The 18880-nt window shown below is 68.9% G+C and carries 17 protein-coding genes and 2 pseudogenes; 12 read left to right on the top strand and 7 right to left on the bottom strand.

Features of this window, described 5'->3' with window-relative positions; translation table 11 throughout:
• Window positions 1-915 (bottom strand): aspartate--tRNA ligase (gene aspS / locus J7E68_RS03080; RefSeq protein WP_215169741.1); only part of this gene is annotated, 915 nt, incomplete at its 3' end.
• A gap of 129 nt (window positions 916-1044) precedes the next feature.
• Between aspS and J7E68_RS03075 the strand changes: the two genes are divergently transcribed.
• Complete coding sequence (locus tag J7E68_RS03075) at window positions 1045-1419, top strand: DUF5684 domain-containing protein (protein ID WP_215169739.1); 375 nt, start codon at window positions 1045-1047, stop codon at window positions 1417-1419.
• A 1-nt stretch (window position 1420) separates the two neighbouring features.
• The gene (locus J7E68_RS03070) at window positions 1421-2050 is read left to right on the top strand and encodes a histidine phosphatase family protein (RefSeq protein WP_215169737.1); all 630 of its coding nucleotides are present in this window, start codon (window positions 1421-1423) and stop codon (window positions 2048-2050) included.
• 30 nt (window positions 2051-2080) lie between these two features.
• Here the strand turns inward: J7E68_RS03070 and J7E68_RS03065 are convergent, their stop codons facing one another.
• Entirely contained in the window at window positions 2081-3034 is a 954-nt protein-coding gene (locus J7E68_RS03065; protein ID WP_251048573.1) for an NAD(P)/FAD-dependent oxidoreductase, read from the bottom strand.
• A 6-nt stretch (window positions 3035-3040) separates the two neighbouring features.
• Here J7E68_RS03065 and J7E68_RS03060 point away from each other — a divergent pair, with 6 nt between their 5' ends.
• The 5 genes and pseudogenes from J7E68_RS03060 to ccsB all read left to right on the top strand — a co-directional run bounded on the left by J7E68_RS03060 (window position 3041) and on the right by ccsB (window position 7740).
• Window positions 3041-3445 carry a MerR family transcriptional regulator gene (locus J7E68_RS03060; protein WP_215169735.1) on the top strand — a complete coding sequence of 135 codons (405 nt, stop codon included), beginning with the start codon at window positions 3041-3043 and terminating at the stop codon, window positions 3443-3445.
• 64 nt (window positions 3446-3509) lie between these two features.
• Window positions 3510-4163, top strand: coding sequence for a TlpA disulfide reductase family protein (locus tag J7E68_RS03055; protein WP_215169733.1), 654 nt, complete (start codon window positions 3510-3512; stop codon window positions 4161-4163).
• Between the two features lie 16 nt (window positions 4164-4179).
• The gene (locus J7E68_RS03050; RefSeq protein WP_215169731.1) at window positions 4180-4956 is read left to right on the top strand and encodes a cytochrome c biogenesis CcdA family protein; all 777 of its coding nucleotides are present in this window, start codon (window positions 4180-4182) and stop codon (window positions 4954-4956) included.
• 28 nt (window positions 4957-4984) lie between these two features.
• Window positions 4985-6641 (top strand): annotated as a pseudogene (locus J7E68_RS03045) (cytochrome c biogenesis protein ResB); the annotation flags it as partial.
• A 109-nt stretch (window positions 6642-6750) separates the two neighbouring features.
• Entirely contained in the window at window positions 6751-7740 is a 990-nt protein-coding gene (gene ccsB / locus J7E68_RS03040; protein ID WP_215169729.1) for a c-type cytochrome biogenesis protein CcsB, read from the top strand.
• 52 nt (window positions 7741-7792) lie between these two features.
• Here the strand turns inward: ccsB and J7E68_RS03035 are convergent, their stop codons facing one another.
• The 3 genes from J7E68_RS03035 to J7E68_RS03025 all read right to left on the bottom strand — a co-directional run bounded on the left by J7E68_RS03035 (window position 7793) and on the right by J7E68_RS03025 (window position 13303).
• Window positions 7793-8389 (bottom strand): 2'-5' RNA ligase family protein, encoded by a 597-nt coding sequence (locus J7E68_RS03035; protein ID WP_251048572.1) that lies wholly within the window; start codon window positions 8387-8389, stop codon window positions 7793-7795.
• A 151-nt stretch (window positions 8390-8540) separates the two neighbouring features.
• Complete coding sequence (locus tag J7E68_RS03030; RefSeq protein ID WP_215169727.1) at window positions 8541-10505, bottom strand: YhgE/Pip family protein; 1965 nt, start codon at window positions 10503-10505, stop codon at window positions 8541-8543.
• Window positions 10502-13303: an efflux RND transporter permease subunit gene (locus J7E68_RS03025; RefSeq protein WP_215169725.1), complete on the bottom strand. Its 2802-nt coding sequence runs from the start codon at window positions 13301-13303 to the stop codon at window positions 10502-10504. Before J7E68_RS03025 ends, J7E68_RS03030 begins: the two co-directional genes overlap by 4 nt.
• Before the next feature lie 121 nt (window positions 13304-13424).
• Here J7E68_RS03025 and J7E68_RS03020 point away from each other — a divergent pair, with 121 nt between their 5' ends.
• Entirely contained in the window at window positions 13425-14048 is a 624-nt protein-coding gene (locus J7E68_RS03020; RefSeq protein ID WP_215169723.1) for a TetR/AcrR family transcriptional regulator, read from the top strand.
• A gap of 117 nt (window positions 14049-14165) precedes the next feature.
• On the opposite strand, the gene J7E68_RS03015 is transcribed toward J7E68_RS03020, so the two are convergent.
• Both J7E68_RS03015 and J7E68_RS03010 read right to left on the bottom strand, forming a co-directional pair.
• Window positions 14166-15143, bottom strand: a complete 978-nt coding sequence (locus J7E68_RS03015) for an o-succinylbenzoate synthase (RefSeq protein WP_215169721.1) — start codon at window positions 15141-15143, stop codon at window positions 14166-14168.
• A gap of 59 nt (window positions 15144-15202) precedes the next feature.
• The gene (locus J7E68_RS03010) at window positions 15203-16222 is read right to left on the bottom strand and encodes a GNAT family N-acetyltransferase (RefSeq protein ID WP_215169719.1); all 1020 of its coding nucleotides are present in this window, start codon (window positions 16220-16222) and stop codon (window positions 15203-15205) included.
• A 101-nt stretch (window positions 16223-16323) separates the two neighbouring features.
• On the opposite strand from J7E68_RS03010, the gene J7E68_RS03005 reads away from it, so the two are divergent.
• The 4 genes and pseudogenes from J7E68_RS03005 to J7E68_RS02990 form a co-directional block, all read left to right on the top strand.
• Window positions 16324-16656, top strand: coding sequence for a helix-turn-helix transcriptional regulator (locus tag J7E68_RS03005; protein ID WP_215169717.1), 333 nt, complete (start codon window positions 16324-16326; stop codon window positions 16654-16656).
• Window position 16657: 1 nt separating this feature from the next.
• Window positions 16658-17617, top strand: coding sequence for a permease prefix domain 1-containing protein (locus tag J7E68_RS03000; protein ID WP_215169716.1), 960 nt, complete (start codon window positions 16658-16660; stop codon window positions 17615-17617).
• 79 nt (window positions 17618-17696) lie between these two features.
• Window positions 17697-18608 carry a 1,4-dihydroxy-2-naphthoyl-CoA synthase gene (locus J7E68_RS02995; protein WP_215169714.1) on the top strand — a complete coding sequence of 304 codons (912 nt, stop codon included), beginning with the start codon at window positions 17697-17699 and terminating at the stop codon, window positions 18606-18608.
• Between the two features lie 16 nt (window positions 18609-18624).
• Window positions 18625-18880 (top strand): annotated as a pseudogene (locus tag J7E68_RS02990) (acyl-CoA synthetase); the annotation flags it as partial.

The following is an 18880-nucleotide window of genomic DNA, read 5'->3' as shown; positions in this document are numbered from 1 at the left end:
CGGGGTCTCGGCGAAGTACTCGGTCGCCTCGACCAGCTCGAGTCCGAAGCGCAGGTCGGGCTTGTCCGAGCCGTACTTCGCCATCGCATCGGCGTAGGTCATGCGCGGCAGCGGCAGCGAGACATCGACCCCGATGGTCTTCCACATCGCCTGGATGAGCGTCTCCATCAGCGTGATGACGTCTTCCTGATCGACGAAGCTCATCTCGATGTCGAGCTGGGTGAACTCCGGCTGGCGGTCGGCGCGGAAGTCCTCGTCGCGGTAGCAGCGCGCGATCTGGTAGTACTTCTCGACGCCGCCGACCATGAGCAGCTGCTTGAACAGCTGCGGCGACTGCGGCAGCGCGTACCAGCTGCCCGGGTGAAGGCGCGCGGGCACGACGAAGTCGCGGGCGCCCTCGGGAGTCGAGCGCGTGAGCGTCGGCGTCTCGACCTCGGTGAAGTCCTCGCCGTGCAGCACGTCGCGGACGGCCTTGTAGACGTTCGAACGCAGACGCAGAGCGGATGCCGCGGCGGGGCGACGCAGGTCGAGGTAGCGGTACTTGAGGCGCGCTTCTTCGCCGACCGTCTCGGTGTCGGCGACGGCCGTCGACACCTGGAACGGCAGCGGAGCGGACTCGTTGAGCACGACGACATCGGTCGCGATCAGCTCGATCTCGCCGGTCGGCAGGTTCGGGTTCGCGTTTCCCTCGGGGCGACGCGAGACCTCGCCCGTGACCTGCAGGACGAACTCGTTGCGCAGCGGGTGCGCGATCTCCTCATCGCGGATGACGACCTGGGCGATGCCCGATGCATCCCGAAGATCGATGAACGCGACTCCTCCGTGATCACGACGGCGATCGACCCAACCCGAGAGGGTGACGGTCTGACCGATATGCTCGGCTCGCAGTGAGCCTGCCGAGTGGGTGCGAAGCACGGAGGATTCCTCCTGATCTGGGAAATGATGAACCCGCCCATTCTACGGGGGCCGTGTCGCCTCCTCCGCCGGTGGCATATCGGTCAGTAGGATCGCCACGACAGCCGCTCGACCAGCGAAAGGGTCTTCATGGACTCCAACGGCATCTCGGATCTGTACGCCCAGATCTTCTCCGGCACGACGGGCCTCATCACGCTCGTCTTCTACGTCCTCGTCGTCATCGGTCTGTGGAAGGTGTTCACGAAGGCGGGGTATCCCGGCATCCTCGCGATCATCCCCTTCGTCAACGTGGTGTTCCTCGTCAAGATCGCCGGCATGTCCGGCTGGCTCGCACTGCTCTACCTGATTCCCATCGTGGGGTTCATCTTCGGGATCATCGTGGCCGTCAAGCTCGGTGAGCGGTTCGGCAGGGGCGGGCTGTTCTCCTTCTTCCTGCTCTTCGTCTTCCCCTACATCGGGTATCTGATCCTCGGCTTCGGCGACTCCCGCTACAGCAGGGTCTGACATGGTGGCGTCTCGTCTGCATCTCGTCCGACACGGTGAGGTGCACAACCCGAAGCGCGTGCTCTATGGCCGGCTGCCCGACTACCACCTGAGCAGAGCCGGTCGGACGATGGCCCAGGCTGCCGCCGATCACATCGCGGGACTGGACCGCCCTGTCGCGAGCCTGTACTCGTCGCCTCTCGAGCGGGCTCAGGAATCGGCGGAGCCGTTCGCCGAGCGGTTCGGCCTCACGCCCGAGATCGACATCCGGCTGATCGAGCCGACGAACGTGTTCGAGGGCACGCAGATGCGTCGCTCTCTCATGAACCCGTTCAAGTGGTGGCACCTGCGCCAGCCTTCGCTGCCGAGCTGGGGCGAGCCGTATGCGTCGATCGCCGAGCGGATGCTGGGCATGATGGCCGAAGCCTGGCGATCGGTCGACACCGGCGACCTCGTGATGGTGTCGCATCAGGCGCCGATCTGGATCACGCACCTGCGGGTCGCTGGCCTGCCGCTGCAGCACGACCCGCGCACCCGTCGCTGCGCCCTCTCGAGCGTCACATCGTTCGAGTTGGTGGGCGATGTGTGGCGCGAGGTCGGTTACGCAGAGCCGGCGGCGACCGGCGGCGCGGTCGACGTCGGGGCGGTCTGAGGTTCTGGCCCCCGACGCGGCTGGTTCCGGTCAGGGCGCCATCAGCGACTGGATGACGCCGACCGCGGCGAACTGACCCGCGGCGGCGGCCAGCAGCACCGACGCCATCGGGCCGGGAAGCGAGGCCGGATGCGCGAGATCGCCCGCCGCGAAGACGCCGGCAAGTGACGTGCGCCCGAAGTCGTCGATCTCGATCGAGCCCGACGGCAGCAGCAGCAGACCGAGCTGGTCGGCGAACGGCGCGCGATGGCGCAGGGTGCCGGCGGCCACGCAGACACCCGCCACTTTCTGTTCGCCGGACTCCGTCGCGATGCGCACGTCGTCGCCGTCGCGGTCGACCGCGGTCACCGGACTCGCGCTGACCCGCGCTCCCAGCCCCTCGAGCGTCTGGACTTCTTCTGCGGAGAACTCCTGCTCCACGGGGAAGACGGTGATCTCTCCCACGATGCGGCCGAGCAGACCGATCAGGTGCTCGGCGCGAGGGGCGGGGCCGAGGATGCCGATGGAGCGGCCGGCGTGCTCGTGGCCGTCGCAGAACGGGCAGCTGAATGCCTTCGTGCCCCACAGCTCCTGCAGCCCCGGCACGGGAGGGAGGTCGTCGGCGACTCCGGTGGCGAGGATCACGGTCGTCGCCTCGGCGCTGCTCCCGTCGGCGAGGATCACGGTGAACGCTCCCGCGGATCCGGTCACGCGCTGCGCCCCGACATCACGGATCTCGACGTCGGCGTACTCGGCGAGCTGCGCGCGGGCCGTCGCTCGGAACTCCGCCGGGGGAGTGCCGTCGTTCGCGACGACGTTGTGCATGTGCTGCACGGTGCCGTTGCGGTACTCTCCCGAATCCAGCATCAGCGTGGGGCGATGCATCCGCCCGAGCGTCAGTGCCGCCTGCAGGCCGGCGGGGCCTGCACCGATCACGATCGCGTCGTACATGTGGGGTCCTTCCGAGGGGTGGCGCTTGCGTTCCACCCCAGTCTGTGACTTCATGTCAACATGAAGTCAAGCGTCGAGAATCCCTGGTCCGTCGGCGAGGTCGCCTCCCGCTTCGATCTGCCCACGAACGTGCTGCGCCACTGGGAGTCCGTCGGCCTGCTGCGTCCGGCCCGCGACTCGGCCGGTCGGCGCCGCTATGGCCAGGACGAGGTGGTGCGCATCGCCGTCATCCAGCGCAGCAAGGCGGCGGGCATGACGCTGGAGCAGATCGCGGTGCTGCTCGACGACGGCAGCGCCGGCCGGCACGAGGTGCTGCAGCGGCACCTCGACGACCTCGACCGTCGGATGGAGGACATGCGCCGGTCGCGCGAGATGACCGAGCACGCGATGGGATGCCGTTCGCACGACATCGCCACGTGCCCGCGGTTCCGGGCGAGCGTCGCCGACGTCCTGGCGCGTCTCTGACGGAGGTTCGGCGCCCGGGCTGCGCCCGGCCCACGCATAGGAACCCCCGCGTAAACTGGGAATCGTGCCACTCGCCTCGACGGTTCGTCCGATCCGCAGCGGCCGCTCCTCCCGCATCCGGCGTTCCCGCCGCGCGGTCGGTGCCGCGCTCGCCGCGGTACTAGCCATCGGTTTGAGCGCCTGCGCTCCCGATCCCGTGAACGACTCTTTCCTCAGCGGTGACAACCCGGGCTACGTGGCCGCAGACGGTGCCATCGTCGAGATCCCCGTCGCCGAGCGGGAGGCGCCCGTCGCCGAGTTCGGCGGGGTCACCGAGAACGGCGAGGACTTCTCGAGCTCGGAGCTCGCGGGCAAGGTGACGGTCGTCAACTTCTGGTACGCCGGCTGCGCCCCGTGCCGTCTCGAGGCGGAAGACCTCGAGAGCGTTTGGCAGGAGCAGGGCGGCGATGACGTCGCGTTCCTCGGAGTCAACACCCGCGACCAGGCCGACACGGCCAAGGCCTTCTCGGATGAGTTCGGCGTGACCTATCCGAGCCTCATCGACGTCGACACGGCCGAGGCGAAGCTCGCCTTCTCGTCGTCGGTGCCGATGCAGGCCACGCCGACCACGCTCGTGCTCGACAAGCAGGGCAGGGTCGCGGCTCGCATCATCGGTCCCATCGACGGCACCTCGATCCTCTCGACGCTCGTCAAGGACGCGCTCGCGGAGGACTCGTGAGTCTCGCAGGAGCGGCGTGAACCCCGAAGCCATCATCGGGTCGGGAGCCCTGTGGCTCGCGATCCCGGTCGCGATGCTCGCCGGCCTCGTGTCGTTCCTGTCGCCGTGCGTGCTGCCGCTCGTTCCCGGCTACCTCGGATTCCTCGGGGGAGCGGTCACCCCTCGCCGGGCGGCGAACGTCGACGGAGCCTCCGTCTCAACAATCGAGGCCCCGGCTCGCAGTCGTCTCGTGGTCGGCGTGCTGCTCTTCATCCTCGGGTTCAGTGCCGTCTTCGTGTCGCTGACGGCCCTCGGCGGCGCGGCGAGCATGTTCCTGACCCAGTGGGGCGAGCTGTTCACGCGCATCCTCGGCGGTGTGATCATCCTGATGGGCCTCGTGTTCCTGGGCCTGTTCGGCTTCGCCCAGCGCGAGCTGCGCTTCCACGTCGACTCGAAGGCCGGCCTGATCGGCGCACCGCTGCTGGGCGTCGCACTCGGCATCGGCTGGGCACCCTGCCTCGGCCCCACCCTGACGGCGATCTTCGCCCTCTCCTTCAACGCGGGCGACCCCGTGCGCGCGGGCTTCCTGGGCCTCGCCTACTCGCTCGGCCTCGGCATCCCGTTCCTGCTGGTCGCGCTCGGGTTCGGGTGGGCGACCAAGGCCGTCGGGTTCCTGCGCCGGCACATCCGCATCGTGAACGTCATCGGCGGCATCCTGCTGATCGTCCTCGGCCTGCTGATGGTGACCGGCCTCTGGACCGACATCATGTCGCGACTGACGGCGGTGATGAACAGTGTCGTCCTCCCGCTCTGATCAGAAGAAGACGCATCGGAAGGATGACGTGAGCACCACCGACAGGTCCAGCGACCCGCTCCGCCCGTCGGACCACATCGACGGCGAAGAATCCATCACTCAGCCGCGCCTCGGCTTCGTCGGGTGGCTGCGCTGGGGATGGCGTCAGCTGACCTCGATGCGCACCGCGTTGATCCTGCTGCTGGTGCTCGCGATCGCCGCGATCCCCGGTTCGATCTTCCCGCAGCGGATGGCCGACCCCAACGGCGTCACCCAGTGGGAGCGCGACAACCCCGACCTCTTCCCCGTGCTCGACGGGCTGAAGATGTTCGACGTCTACCTGTCGCCATGGTTCTCGGCGATCTACCTGCTGCTGTTCGCCTCGCTCGTCGGCTGCGTGATCCCGCGCATCCGGCACCACGCCAAGGCCCTGCAGGCTCGTCCTCCGCGCACGCCCGCCCGTCTCAAGCGCCTCGCCGACTTCCGCGCGGTCGAGCGCACATCGGCGGATGCCACGGCAGACGCCTCCGCATCGATCGACATCGCGACGAAGCAGCTCAAGGCGCTCGGCTATCGCGTCGAGCGCTACGACAGAGGCCGCACCTCCTCCGTCTCCGCCGAGCGCGGCTACTGGCGCGAGACCGGCAACCTGCTGTTCCACCTCGCTCTCGTCGGCGTGCTGATCACCGTCGGTGTCGGGGGAGGGTTCGCCTACACCGGGCAGCGCGTGCTGGTCGAGGGCGAGACCTTCGCGAACACCCNNGTATTCGATGCGCCTCGACAGCTTCGATGTGACGTATCAGCCGTTCGGCGAGCCCGGCTCCGGCCAGGCCGGCGACTTCTCGGCCAACGTCACCGTGCAGGAGAACGGCGAGGAGCGCACCGGTTCGGTCAAGGTGAACGAGCCCCTCGGAGTCGCCGACGACAACGTCTTCCTGCTGGGTAACGGGTACGCGCCGACGATCACCGTGCGCGACCCCGACGGCGAGGTCGTGTTCACGAACAGCACTCCTTTCCTGCCGCAGGACAACAACATGACCTCGCTCGGCGTCATCAAGATCCCCGACGGCCTCAGCGAACAGGTCGGTCTCGTCGGGTTCTTCTACCCGACGACGGGTGTGCTCGACACGGGAGCCTTCTTCTCGGGCTTCGGCGACCTGACCAACCCGACACTCACGCTCGACGTCTACACGGGAGACCTGGGCATCAACGAGGGTGTGCCGCGATCGGTGTACGTGCTCGACACCACGGGCATGACCAAGGTCACCGGCCGCACGACCGACCTCGAATCGATCGAGCTGACCCCCGGGCAGACCGCCGACCTGCCGAACGGCATGGGAACCGTGACGTTCGACGACGAGTCGCCCGCCGGAGCGACGGATGCATCGCAGTCGGTGAAGCGGTTCGCGTCGTTGCAGATCCACCGCGATGCGTCGGGACCCTGGGTGCTCGGCTTCGCCCTGCTCGCGCTCGGCGGCCTCATGCTCGCGCTCTTCATCCCGCGCCGCCGGGTCTGGGTCAAGGCGACGGCGGCCGACGGCACGGTCGCGCTCGAATACGCCGGTCTCGCCCGTGGCGACGACCCGACGCTCGCGCTCGCGGTCGATGACCTGGTCGCAGGTCACGCGCGACTGATGGATGCGGCGGGAGTCACCGCCGCCGTCGAGGCTGACGAGACGGTCGATGAGCCGGTCGATGAGCCGGCGGACGATACCGAGGCCGCGCCGGAGAACGACCGCGAGGTCGAGACAGAGAACGACCGCGAGGGTGACGCCGGCCGCCCCGCATCCGACACCCCGAAAGTAGACTGACACCATGTTCGACCTCGAAGTGATCTCGCCGATCCTGCTGTGGACGGCGATCGCGATCTACGCGGCGGCCTTCGTGGCCTTCGCCTTCGACCTCGCTCGGCGGTCGCAGCTCTCGGCCGATGCCGCGAGCGTGCGGGAGCTCGAACTGGTCGGCGCGGGCGCTGGCGCGCGCGGTGCCAAGGGAGCGAAGGGTGCCGCCGCGGCATCCGGCTTCGCAGAGGTTCCGCAGCGCTTCGTGATGGCGCGCATCGGCACGTCGCTCACGGTCCTCGCCTTCTTCTTCCACCTCGCGGCCACCGTCACGCGTGGCTTCGCGGCCGGCCGCGTGCCGTGGGCCAACCTGTACGAGTTCGCGATGATGGGCACGCTGCTCATCGTCGCCGTGTTCCTCGTGGTGCTCACGCGCCTCGACCTACGGTTCCTCGGCACGTTCATCACCGGCCTCATCGTCGTGCTGCTCGGTCTCGCCGCCACGAACTTCTACGTCGACGTGACGCCCCTGATGGACCCGCTGAAGAGCGTGTGGCTCGTGATCCACGTGTTCGTGGCCTCGCTGGGCACCGCGTTCTTCGCGCTGGCCTTCGCCCTGTCGGTCATCCAGCTGATGCAGTCACGACGAGAGCGTCTGATCTCAGAAGGGGCCGAGAAGACGGGCCCGGGCTTCCTGCGCACGTTCCCCGGTTCCGAGCGCCTCGAGAGCATGGCCTACCGGTTCACGATCATCGGATTCATCCTCTGGACGTTCACCCTCATCGCAGGCTCCATCTGGGCGTACTACGCCTGGAGCCGCTTCTGGGGGTTCGACGTCAAGGAGACCTGGACCTTCGTGATCTGGGTGCTCTACGCCGGATACATCCACGCGCGGGCCACCCGCGGCTGGCGCGGCAACCCGTCGGCGTGGCTGGCGATCGTCGGCTTCTCGGCCGTGCTCTTCAACTTCACGATCGTCAACGTCTTCTTCAAGGGCCTGCACGCGTACTCCGGCCTGAGCTGAGCGCCGCCGAGCTGAGGGCCCTGAGGGGAGCACCGCCTGAGCGGAGCGCGACTCAGCGGAACGCGGGGATTCCCAACGGGATGACCTCCGCGTGCTCGACGCCGTCTTCGTACCAGACGAACTCCGCCTCGCTGATGGTCTCTGCCGGGCGAGAGCTCAACGAGCGTCGCGACTTGTGCGACAGTTCGGTCCACGCCGCCGGTGCGAGGGTCTTGGCGTAGATCACCGACAGGTGGAAGGTCCAGTCGGCGGTGCTGCGCTCGTCGAGACGCCGGAAGTCGGTCGTCTCGAGGGCGGCCGAGAGGTTCGAGTAGGCCGACACGATCGACGGCGTACGCCTGAGGCGCAGGATCACGACCTGCCAGGGGGTGGGGAACACATCGACGGCCTCGGCCACGACCTCGATCGGGCGCTGCGCCACGGCCCACTCGCGGATCACGGCGAGCAGCTCATCGCGGCGTTCAGGCTCGTGGAAGGCGCGCAGCGTGACGTGCTCGGTGTGCGGGTGCGGCGCGTCCATACGACCGAGTGCTGACCGCTGCTCGGCGCGATACACGTCGGAGACATTGGTGCGCGGACGCAGCACGAGATACTGCTGCCCCTCCAGCGAAGCGAGCTGGGCGGGGGAGGTCATGAAAGGGCGGCGCATCTCCTGATCGTACGTGCGCGGGCGGACGTCCGAGTACCGTCACCCGCGGGGCGGGCACGGTTTCGGACCGGAGACATGACGCGCCGCGCATCGAGAGCGATGCGCGGCGCGTCATGGAACGTGGTCCGAAACTGTGCCCGGGCCGGTCGGCTCAGGCGGTGGCGAGTGCCGCCTTCGTCGAGGTGGTCCGCCGCAGGGTCACGGCCAGGGTGGTCGCCACGAGTGACAGCACACCCCACACCACGAGGGCCGCGGCCGCGCCCCCGTTCGCCGCGATGAGACCGGTGAAGGCGGGTGCCGTCGGCAGTGCGGCGCCGAGGTCGGCGAGCCATCCCGGCACGGTCGAGATGAGACCCGTGGCGACGGCCAGCACACCGACGAGGGCACTGACCCAGCGTCCGGTGCCGCCGAACACCGCGACCAGCGCCTGGTTCACGGCGGCGAACACGACACCAGCGAGCACGGCGACGCCGGCGAAGGCCCACCAGGCAGCCGCGTCGTAGCCGGCCACGATCTGCACGATCAGCGAGACCAGCAGGCCCTGGGCGGCGCCGATCGCTGCAGCGGGGGCGAAGGCGCGCAGCGCGAGTCCGGCCGATGACCGACGCGATGTCAGGGTGCGGGCGGTGTGCGCGCGCATCACGAGGAACGACGCGAGAGCACCGAACCACAGCACGACCGCCGCGAGCAGCGGGATGGCCGTCGGGCCGAAGATCGTGGCGCCGTCCGCGCCCTTCGAGGCGACCGGGTCGGCGATCACCGACGCGAGCGACGTCGATTCCGAGTCGCTGAACGAGGGGAGCGAGTCGGATGCCGTGCGCAGGCCTCCGGCGAGATCGCCCGTGCCCGTCGCGAGCGTGTCGAGACCTGTCGAGAGCTCTGTGGCGCCGTCGGCGAGCTCGGTCGCCCCGGTCGACAGCTGCACCGCACCCGAGGAGAGTGCCCGAGCACCGGCCGCGGACTGGTCGAGGCCATCGGTGGCGAGCTGGTTCAGACCGTCGGCGAGAGTCGTCGCGCCGGCGCCGGCCTGTCCCAATTCGTTCGCGAGAGTGGTGAACGCGGCGGGAAGTGTCGCGACCTGCGGTTCGACCGTCGTGAGATATCCCGAGGCCGTTCCGGCCGACGTCGCGACGTCGGCGGCGTTGGCGGCCTCGGCGGAGAGCTGATCGCACAGATCACCCGAGACGGCGGGGTCGCAGCTCTCGGCCATCGCGCCGAGTCGCTGAGCGAGGCTCCCGGACTTGGTCGCGGCATCCGTCGCCGCATCCGTACCCGTCGAGATCGCACCGACGAGCGCGGGCATCTGTCCTGCCTGCGCACGAAGCTCCGCAGCCCCGTCCGTCAGCCCCGTGCCGATCCGGCCCGCGCCGCCGGCGGCTTCGCGGGTCTTCGACGCGAGGGTGTCCAGGCCCGAGGCGAGCGATGTGGCGCCGGTGCCGAGCTCGGACGCTCCGGAAGCCAGCTGGGTGGCTCCGTCGGGGATGGCTGCGGCGCCCGTGGCCGCATCCCGCGCCCCGTCGGCGAGCGTCACCGCTCCATCGGCGGCCTCGCCGATCTGGTCCCCGATCGTCGTGAAGCCGACGAGGATGTTCTCGGTCGTCGCCTCAGACAGCAGCGTCCCCATGCTGGATGCGGCGACGTTCGCGATCTGGCTCGTGATCAGATCGTCGGCGACGAGTCCGTCGTCCGGGGTCGTGACCTGGATGGTGGCCTGCTCGGCATCGCCGCCGCCGTCGGAGATCGCCTGCCCCGCCGAGGTGGCTGCGGCCGAGAAGTCCTCGGGGATGGTGATGACCGCCTGATACGACCCGTCGGCGAGACCGTCCTTCGCGTCGTCCTCGTTCGAGATGACCCAGGTGAGGTTGGAGTCCAGTTCGTCGGAGCCCTCGACGAGCCCCGAGGCGAGCTGGCGGCCGAGCGGGGTGAGCTGACCGTCGATCTCGACCGGCTCGTCGAGGTTGACGATCGCCGCGGTCATCGAGTCCAGGCGCTCCGTCGGGTTCTGCAGGGCGGCGACGAGGATGCCGCCGACGGCTGCGGGCAGCAGCAGGATGCCGAGGATGGTCAGCCAGGTGATGGGCTTGCGCGAGCGGGCGCGTTCGATGGGGAGGGTCATGCGTTCACCTCGGTCGATTCGGTGGGTTCGTCTGCGCGGGCGGGCGCAGGGGAGGCGCCGTGCCGGTGCGCGGCAGGGGTGTCGATGTCGATGAGATCTGCGGGGCCGCGGCGCGCGTCCTCGAGGATCTCGAGCGCGATCTCGGGTGAGAGCGCGGTGAGCAGAATGGCGGTCGTGCGGCGTGCGTCCCGCAGGCGTGCGGTGAGCTGATCGCGTTCCGAGCGCGTGAGCCGGTCGGCGCCGTCGATGACGACGAGTGCGGGTCGGCCGCGCAGCGCCTCGGAGAGATCGGTCGAGAGGCCTCCGGCATCCGCGACCATCACGGCGCCGACGTGCGCACGCACCCAGGCGGATCGGCCGGGCAGCAGATGGCCGGCCACCCGGAGGCGACCGCCGTCGGGCGTCACGCGACCCGCGATCGTCAGCGCCAGAGCGCGCAGCGCCCCGGCCGACGAGCCGGTCAGCACGGCGGATGCCCCGGGGGCGAGGCGCAGATGGAGGCCGTCGATTCCGGCATCCGTCAGCGAGAGGTCGTCAGCGGCGACCACGGAGTCGTCGCCCGGCCACTCGGCCAGGTGGCGTTCACGCTCGACGGCCTCGCCTTCGATGTCGACGCTCGGGAGGATCATCTCCAGCCATGCCGGGATCTCCCACGCGCGCTCGCCGAGGATCGCCATGAGCGCGGGGATCAGCGTCATCCGCACCAGGAACGCGTCGATCGCGATGCCCGCGGCGAGGCCGAGCGCGATCGGCTTGAGCGACGAGTCCCCTTCTGGGACGAACGCGACGAACACGGCGAACATGATGAGCCCTGCGGCGGTGACGACCTTGGCCGACCCGGTGAAGCCGCTGCGGACGGCACGCAGGGCGGCTGCGCGGCGGGTGGCGCGGTCAGGGCTCTTGCCGTCGCGGTCGTGCACGAAGTCCTCGCGCATCCGCGAGACGAGGAACACCTGATAGTCCATCGCGAGCCCGAACAGGACGCCCATGAGGATGATCGGCATGAAGCTGATGATGGGGCCGACCTTCGCGACGTGCAGGGCGTCGGCGAACCAGCCCCACTCGAACACGGCGCCGACGATGCCGAATGCGGCGACGATCGACAGCAGGTAACCCGCGGCCGCGGTGATCGGCACCCAGAGAGAGCGGAAAACGATGGTCAGCAGGATCAGTGACAGGCCGATCACGAAGAGGCCGAACGGCAGCAGTGCGTTGCCCAGCTGATCCGAGATGTCGATGCCGACGGCGGTGAAGCCCGTGACCTTCAGGTCGATGCCGAACTCGTCGAGCCACTCGTCGTGATGCGAACGAAGTTCCCGCACGAGGTCGGCGGTGGCCGGGTCGTCGGGTGCCGTCTCGGGGATGATCTGCACGATGCCGGTGTCGGCGGTCTCGTTCGGCGTCGCGAGCGCGACCTCCTTGACCCCGTCGATCTTCGCGACCTCGTCGCCGAGGTCTTCCATGAGGGTCAGCGGATCGGTCGACGTGACGATCGTCCCCGTCAGGATCAGCGGCCCGTTGAAACCGGCACCGAACTGCTCGCCGACCAGGTCGTAGCTCTGACGGGCCTCCGAGGCCTTCGGCAGCACGCCCGCGTTCGGCAGCGCGAGATTCAGGCTCAGGGCAGGCACCGCGACGATGCCGAGGCCGAGCACCACGGCGAGCGAGACGAGGATCGGGCGCTTGGTGACCCCCGTCACCCACCGGTCGCTGAACCGACGATGCGGAGCGGGAGCGGGCTTGCCCTTCTTCGCCTTCGGCGCCTTGCGCGGGCGCCCGGCCACTCGGCCCTTCATGAAGCCGAGGAGCGCGGGTGTGAGGGTCACGGCGATGGCGACGGCGACCGCGACGGCTGCGGACGCCGCGATGCCCATGGTCGTGAGGAACGGGATGCCGGCGAAGCCGAGTCCGATCAGGGCGATCAGCACCGTCACCCCGGCGAACACCACGGCGGAGCCGGCGGTGCCGACCGCACGCGCGGTGGATTCCTCGGGGTCGACGCCGTCGCGGACCTGATCCTGGTGTCTGGCCATGATGAAGAGCGCGTAGTCGATGCCGACCGCGAGTCCGAGCATGAGAGCGAGGAGGGGCGTGGTCGACGAGACCGTGGCGAAGGCGGTCGCGGCGAAGATGCCGGCCATCGAGATGCCCACGCCGAGGACGGCGGTGAGCAGGGGGAGTCCCGCGACGACGAACGAGCGGAACGTGACGATCAGCACGAGCAGCGCGATGAGGAGTCCCACCGCCTCGGTGAGAGTCACTCCGGGGATGGAGGTGGCGAAGAGATCGCCGCCGAGCGAGGTCTGCGATCCGGCGGGAAGCTCGTCGCCGAGATCGGCCACGACGCCCCTGAGGTCGTTCTCCGTCTGCTCCGAGACGTCGGTGGCCTGCCCGTCGAACTGCAGGCGGATGATGCCGGCCGTCTCGTCGTCGTTGATCATGCCGCTGACCATCTCGTCGTACGGAGAGGTGGCCGAGAGTACCGAGTCGTCGAGGTCTGCGAGCGTGTCGACCGCATCCTCGATGTCCTCGCGATACACGTCGTCGGTGATCGAGTCGCCGTCAGCCGCGACCACGATGATCTGCGCGCTGGTGCCGCTCACCGCCGGGAACGAGCGGTTGAGCTGCTCGAGGCCTGCCTGAGATTCGGTGCCGGGGATGGAGAACGAGTTGTCGGTGCCTGCGCCGAGCACGAGTGCACCCGCGCCGGCGATGCCGAGGGCGAGGAGCCAGGAGACGAGGACTCGCCACGGATGCCGATAAGACCAGCGGCCGAGCGAAGACAGGAGAGTGGACACGAGGTTCCTCCGGGAGCGCGGGGTGGATACACAGATGTATCCAATACATAGTTGTATCGTAAGGTGGTCCGAGCCCCGGAGTCTGTGTGCGGGGTGTGAGAATGAGAGGCAGGAGGATTCGATGACGACACCCGCCACCCGCAGCCGCCAGAACACGAGGGCCAGGCTTCTGGATGCCGCGGCGCAGGTCTTCGCAGAGGTAGGGCTCGATGGGGCCTCGGTCGAGGCCGTCTGCGACCGCGCCGGGTTCACCCGCGGCGCCTTCTATTCGAACTTCGAGTCGAAGGACGAGCTCTTCCTCATGCTCGCCGGCAGCGTCGCCGAGCAGCGCGTGAGCGCCGTGCGCACCCGCGTCGACGAGATCGCCGCCGATGGCGGGTTGTCCGAAGGCTGCGACCCGGTCGACCTGGTGCAGCAGATCATGGACGCGGGCGGCGACGACCGCCTCGGCGTGATGCTCATGAGCGAGATCCGCATCCGCGCGCTGCGCGACCACCAGTTCGGTGCGGCCTATCTGGCGCAGGAGCGCGAGATGGTCTCGAGCATCGCCGTGATCATCACCGACATCGTCTCGGTGAGCTCTCTCGAGCTGAAGGTGCCTGCCGAAGAGGCCGCGCGCATGCTCATGATCATCTGGGAGGGCATGACCGTTCGGGGTGCGATGGCCGGGCAGGACTCAGGGCAGCTGCGGCACTCCAGCGGCGAGGAACTCGGGCGACTGGTTCAACTGCTGCTCGCCGAGTGACCCGTTCGGCACATATGCATGCCGAGATGACGGATGCATGCCGAGATGACGGATGCATGCCGAGACGGGCGATCTCGACCTGCATCCGTGATCTCGGCATGCAGGTGAAGCCTGAGGTCAGCGCGCGTCGAGCACGGCGTAACACCGCGTGAGGCGCTCGAGCCACCAGTCGCGACGGTCATCCGCAGCCGCGAGACGCGTCAGCGCGGCGGCATCCGGTGTCACGCGTGCGGCCGGGATCGACCCGTCCACCGGGCGCAGGTCGGCGACGTCGTCGAGGAACAGTGATGACGTGCCGAGCCCGCAGTCGTAGTCGAGGCTGGGCAGCGCCGCCGCGAGTGCCGCGCCCTGCGACAGGCCGATCGCGGTGTCGAGCGCGCTGGAGACGACGACGGGGAGGCCTGCGGCGGTGATGATCTGCAGTGCGTGGGTGATGCCGCCCAGCGGCTGGGCCTTGATCACGAGCAGGTCCGCGGCCTTCGCGCGCGCGACGGCGAGCGGATCGGACGACTTGCGCACGCTCTCATCGGCGGCGACCGGGATGCCCATGTACTTCACACGGGCGCGCAGCTCGGCGAGCTCCGGCACCGTGGCGCAGGGCTGCTCGACGTATTCGAGGTCGAACTCGGTGAGCGCGTGCACGGCGTGCTCGGCTTCATCGACGTTCCAGAATCCGTTGGCGTCGACGCGGATGCGCCCTTCCGGTCCCATGGCCTCGCGCACGGCGCGCACGCGGGCGACGTCATCCGCCAGGGTCTGACCGGGTTCGGCGACCTTGACCTTCGCCGTGCGGCAGCCGGCGAATCGTGCCAGCACGTCGGCGACCCGTGCCGCATCGATCGCCGGAACGGTGGCGTTCACGCCGATCCGATCGCGCAGCGGCGCAGGCTGCTCGTTCCAGGCGAAGTCGATCGCAGCCGTGAGCCAGGTGGCCGCCTCGGCATCGTCGTACTCGACGAAGGGTGAGAACTCCGCCCATCCCTCCGGCCCCTCGAACAGAAGCGCCTCGCGGGTGTCGACTCCGCGGAACCGAGTGTGCATGGGAAGCGAGACGACCCGAGCCGAGCCGAGCAGATCTGCGAGCGGTGGGAGCATGTGCTCATTCTGCTCTGTCGGCGTCGCCTGGGTGCATCCGCCGTGCCGACGGGCTCTTCTCAGATCAGGCGCTTCTGCAGTTCGCCCAGCCTCTCGCTCGGGCGGAAACCGAGCAGCGTGTTCACGGCGAGCATGTGGGCGTTCGATTCGGCGTTGTAGGTGTACACGGCTCGAGTCTGCGGAGCCTTGGCGACAAGCATCCGCAGATTGGCGACCTTCACCGCGATGCCGAGGCGGTGCCCGCGGTCGGCTGCACGCACCAGCGTTCCCCACTGATACGCGTTGCCGTCGTCGGTCGAGGCGACGAGCTGAGAGTATGCGGCGGCTGCGCCATCGGACGAGAGAGCGATCGTGCCGAACGAGATGCGATGCTGCCGGTCGATCAGCTCCTCGCTCTCGCGGATGCTGTCGACATCCGGCTTCAGCGGTTCGATGTCGAGTTCGCCGGTCGGTGCCTCGGTCTCGAGAGTCGCATCGAGAATCGCCCAGCGCTCCACGACGTCATCGGGGATGCGACCGACCCAGCTGCGGAGCGCGTAACCCTCTGTCGGATCGGCGATCTCATCGTCGATCCGGTCGAGCATCGCAGGATCCACCGGCAGCTTGAGCCGGCTCTGCACGTCGCCGAGCGCGAGTGCGTACCCGTGTGCGCGCGCGAACTCGCGGCCGGGGGCTCCGGCTCCCTCCGGCCCGAGCTCATGCGGCCATGACGTCGAGGCCTGCAGAGTCATGCGTGCGGATGCCGCTGCCTCTGCCTCGAGCGATGTCAGCGCCGCGGTGCCGACGCCTCGCCTGCGGTTCTCCGGCGGCACGCTGATCGCGAGATGGGCCGTGTGCATGTTGTCCTTCAGGGGCAGGGCCAGGCTCGCCGAGCCGACGACCTCGCCGCCCTCGCGAAGGAGGAAAGCGCGTCTGTCCACGACCGCCGAGTCCTGCTGCAGCTCGCTTCGGCTCTCTGCGAGCGACCACACCACGGCATCCGCGCCGCGATCCGCTCGCTCGGCCGCCGCGTAGGCCTCCCACCAGGCATCGACGTCACGGGGATCGAACGGATCGATGCGCGAGATCTCGATGGTCATGCCTCCACGCTATGTGCTCTCGTCAGGCTCGCCGAGGACGGGTGCCCGCCACATAAATGTGTGATTGACAATGGTGTGTGACGCACAGTAATGTGATCGACATGAACGAGACCCTCGACACGCACCTGCAGGAACTGCGCCGCGGCACGGTGGTGCTGGCCTGCCTGCAGCTGCTGCGCACCGCGGGGTACGGCTACGGACTGCTCGAAGACCTCGAGCGCCGCGGCTTCGCCACCGATGCGAACACGCTGTACCCGCTGCTTCGCAGGCTCGAGAAGCAGGAGTACCTCACGAGCGAGTGGAACACCGACGAGGCACGGCCCCGCAAGTTCTACCGCACATCGGAGGCCGGCATCCGGCTCGCCGACACCCTGACCGAAGAATGGCGCTCGCTCACCGCGGCGATCGCGACCCTCACCGCTGAGGAGAACTGACATGACCACGACCGCCACGCTCACCGAGCGCTACATCAGCGCCACCATCCGCAGCCTCGCCCCCGAGGTGCAGGACGATGTGCGCGCAGAACTCGAAGGGTCGATCGCGGATGCGATCGACGCGAGGCTCGACCAGGGGGAGGCGCCCGCCGAGGCCGAACGGGCCGTGCTCACCGAGCTCGGCGACCCTGGCATCCTCGCCGCCGGATACGCCGATCGTCCTCTTCACCTGATCGGGCCGAAGTACTTCCTCGTGTACTGGCGCCTGCTCAAGGTCCTGCTGTGGATCGTCCCCGCCTTCGCCTTCGCAGGCGTCGTGCTCGGTCAGCTGCTCGACGGTGCTCCGACAGGCACGGTCATCGGCACCGCGGTCGCCGCCACGATCGGCTCGATCGTGCACGTGGGGTTCTGGGTCACGCTCGTCTTCTTCATCCTCGAGCGCGCCGGCGCAGACACCGGCGTGAAGTGGAACGTCGACCAGCTGCCGGAGCCGACGCAGAACGGTGCAGGGCGGGCGGATGCGATCGCCTCGATCGTCTTCCTGGCTCTCGGAGTCGGAGCGGTCTTCTGGGACGCACTCCTGGGGTTCTTCCCGACCGGAGGTGCTCCGATCCCGATCCTCGCCCCGGGCCTGTGGCCCTGGGGGATCGCCTTCTTCCTCGCGCTGTTCATCGCCGAGGCGCTGCTGGCCGTCGTGGTCTACGCCCACCGGCGCTGGACGATCGGCGCCGCAGTGGTGAACACCCTGCTCGCAGTGGTGTTCGCCGCCTGGTCGCTCACCCTGCTGGTGCGAGGTGAGCTGCTCAACCCGGAGTTCCTGAGCTTCGTCTTCACCGACAACGGCGTGACCGACGAGACGATGCGCATCCTCACGGTCATCACGGGATTCTGCCTCGTCGCCTTCCCCGCGTGGGACATCGTCGACGGATGGATCAAGACGGCGCGCGCTCGCCGCAGCTGAGCGCGCGATCCAGACGGCGTCGCCTCCTCGAGGCGACGCCGTCTGCGTGTGCAACCCCTGCGGGAATAGGCTGGATGCTGTGACCAGCGCATTCGTCTCAGACCTGTTCGACCCGGACGAATGGGTGCTCGCGCCCGGCGCCGAGGACTACACCGACATCACCGCCCACGTCAGCACGGACGGCGGAGTCGCCCGCATCGCGTTCAACCGCCCGGAGGTGCGCAACGCCTTCCGCCCCCACACGGTCGACGAGCTCTATCGAGCGCTCGACGATGCTCGACAGAACCCGCGCATCGGCGCTGTGCTGCTCACCGGCAACGGCCCGAGCCCGAAGGACGGCGGCTGGGCCTTCTGCTCGGGCGGCGACCAGCGCATCCGCGGCCGTGACGGCTACAAGTACTCCGACGACGAGACGACGGTGCACGATCCGGCGCGCGCCGGTCGTCTGCACATCCTCGAGGTCCAGCGGCTCATCCGGTTCATGCCGAAGGTCGTCATCGCGGTCGTCCCGGGGTGGGCGGCGGGCGGCGGACACTCGCTGCATGTCGTCTGCGACCTCACGATCGCCTCCGCCGAAGAAGCCCGGTTCAAGCAGACGGACGCCGACGTCGGCAGCTTCGACGCGGGCTACGGCTCGGCGTACATGGCCAGGCAGACCGGGCAGAAGTTCGCTCGCGAGGTGTTCTTCCTCGCCCAGGAGTATTCGGCGCAGCGTGCCTACGAGGCAGGAGCCGTCAACCGGGTGGTGCCGCACGCCGAGCTCGAGCGCGAAGCGCTGAAGATGGCGCGCACCGTGCTCACCAAGTCGCCGACCGCGATCCGCATGCTGAAGTTCGCCTTCAACGCGGTGGACGACGGACTCGTGGGCCAGCAGGTGTTCGCCGGCGAGGCCACGCGCCTCGCCTACGGCACCGACGAGGCCGTCGAGGGCCGCGACTCGTTCCTCGAGAAGCGGGACGCCGACTGGTCGTCGTTCCCCTGGCACTACTGAGCGGATCGATGAGGACATGGTCGCGCTGACACCGACGGATGCCGAAGACCCGGTCGCGCTGCGCGATCTGCTGGCCCGGGCGCTCGACGGCGGTCCGGCTCTCGGCTTCGGGATGCTCGCGGGCGCGCCCGATCGGGTGCCGCAGGGCACGGCGGTGGTGATCGCGACCTCGGGATCGAGCGGCATCCCCAAGCGCGTTGCACTGAGTGCGGCGGCCCTGCGTGCTCGCGCCGACGCGCAAGCCGCGCGGATCGGCGGCGGGCGCTGGCTGC

This window comes from Microbacterium sp. ISL-103 (genome assembly GCF_018613995.1).
Classification (GTDB): Bacteria; Actinomycetota; Actinomycetes; order Actinomycetales; family Microbacteriaceae; genus Microbacterium.
The sequence above is the reverse complement of the archived record's forward strand: the minus strand, read 5'-3'. Positions and strand labels throughout refer to the sequence as shown.

Coding starts and splice junctions, on each gene's coding strand:
- J7E68_RS03075 (WP_215169739.1), top strand. CDS start 1,045: ATGGACTCCAACGGCATCTCGGATCTGTACGCCCAGATCTTCTCCGGC.
- J7E68_RS03070 (WP_215169737.1), top strand. CDS start 1,421: ATGGTGGCGTCTCGTCTGCATCTCGTCCGACACGGTGAGGTGCACAAC.
- J7E68_RS03065 (WP_251048573.1), bottom strand. CDS start 3,034: ATGAAGTCACAGACTGGGGTGGAACGCAAGCGCCACCCCTCGGAAGGA.
- J7E68_RS03060 (WP_215169735.1), top strand. CDS start 3,041: ATGAAGTCAAGCGTCGAGAATCCCTGGTCCGTCGGCGAGGTCGCCTCC.
- ccsB (WP_215169729.1), top strand. CDS start 6,751: ATGTTCGACCTCGAAGTGATCTCGCCGATCCTGCTGTGGACGGCGATC.
- J7E68_RS03035 (WP_251048572.1), bottom strand. CDS start 8,389: ATGCGCCGCCCTTTCATGACCTCCCCCGCCCAGCTCGCTTCGCTGGAG.
- J7E68_RS03030 (WP_215169727.1), bottom strand. CDS start 10,505: ATGACCCTCCCCATCGAACGCGCCCGCTCGCGCAAGCCCATCACCTGG.
- J7E68_RS03020 (WP_215169723.1), top strand. CDS start 13,425: ATGACGACACCCGCCACCCGCAGCCGCCAGAACACGAGGGCCAGGCTT.
- J7E68_RS03015 (WP_215169721.1), bottom strand. CDS start 15,143: ATGCTCCCACCGCTCGCAGATCTGCTCGGCTCGGCTCGGGTCGTCTCG.
- J7E68_RS03010 (WP_215169719.1), bottom strand. CDS start 16,222: ATGACCATCGAGATCTCGCGCATCGATCCGTTCGATCCCCGTGACGTC.
- J7E68_RS03005 (WP_215169717.1), top strand. CDS start 16,324: ATGAACGAGACCCTCGACACGCACCTGCAGGAACTGCGCCGCGGCACG.
- J7E68_RS03000 (WP_215169716.1), top strand. CDS start 16,658: ATGACCACGACCGCCACGCTCACCGAGCGCTACATCAGCGCCACCATC.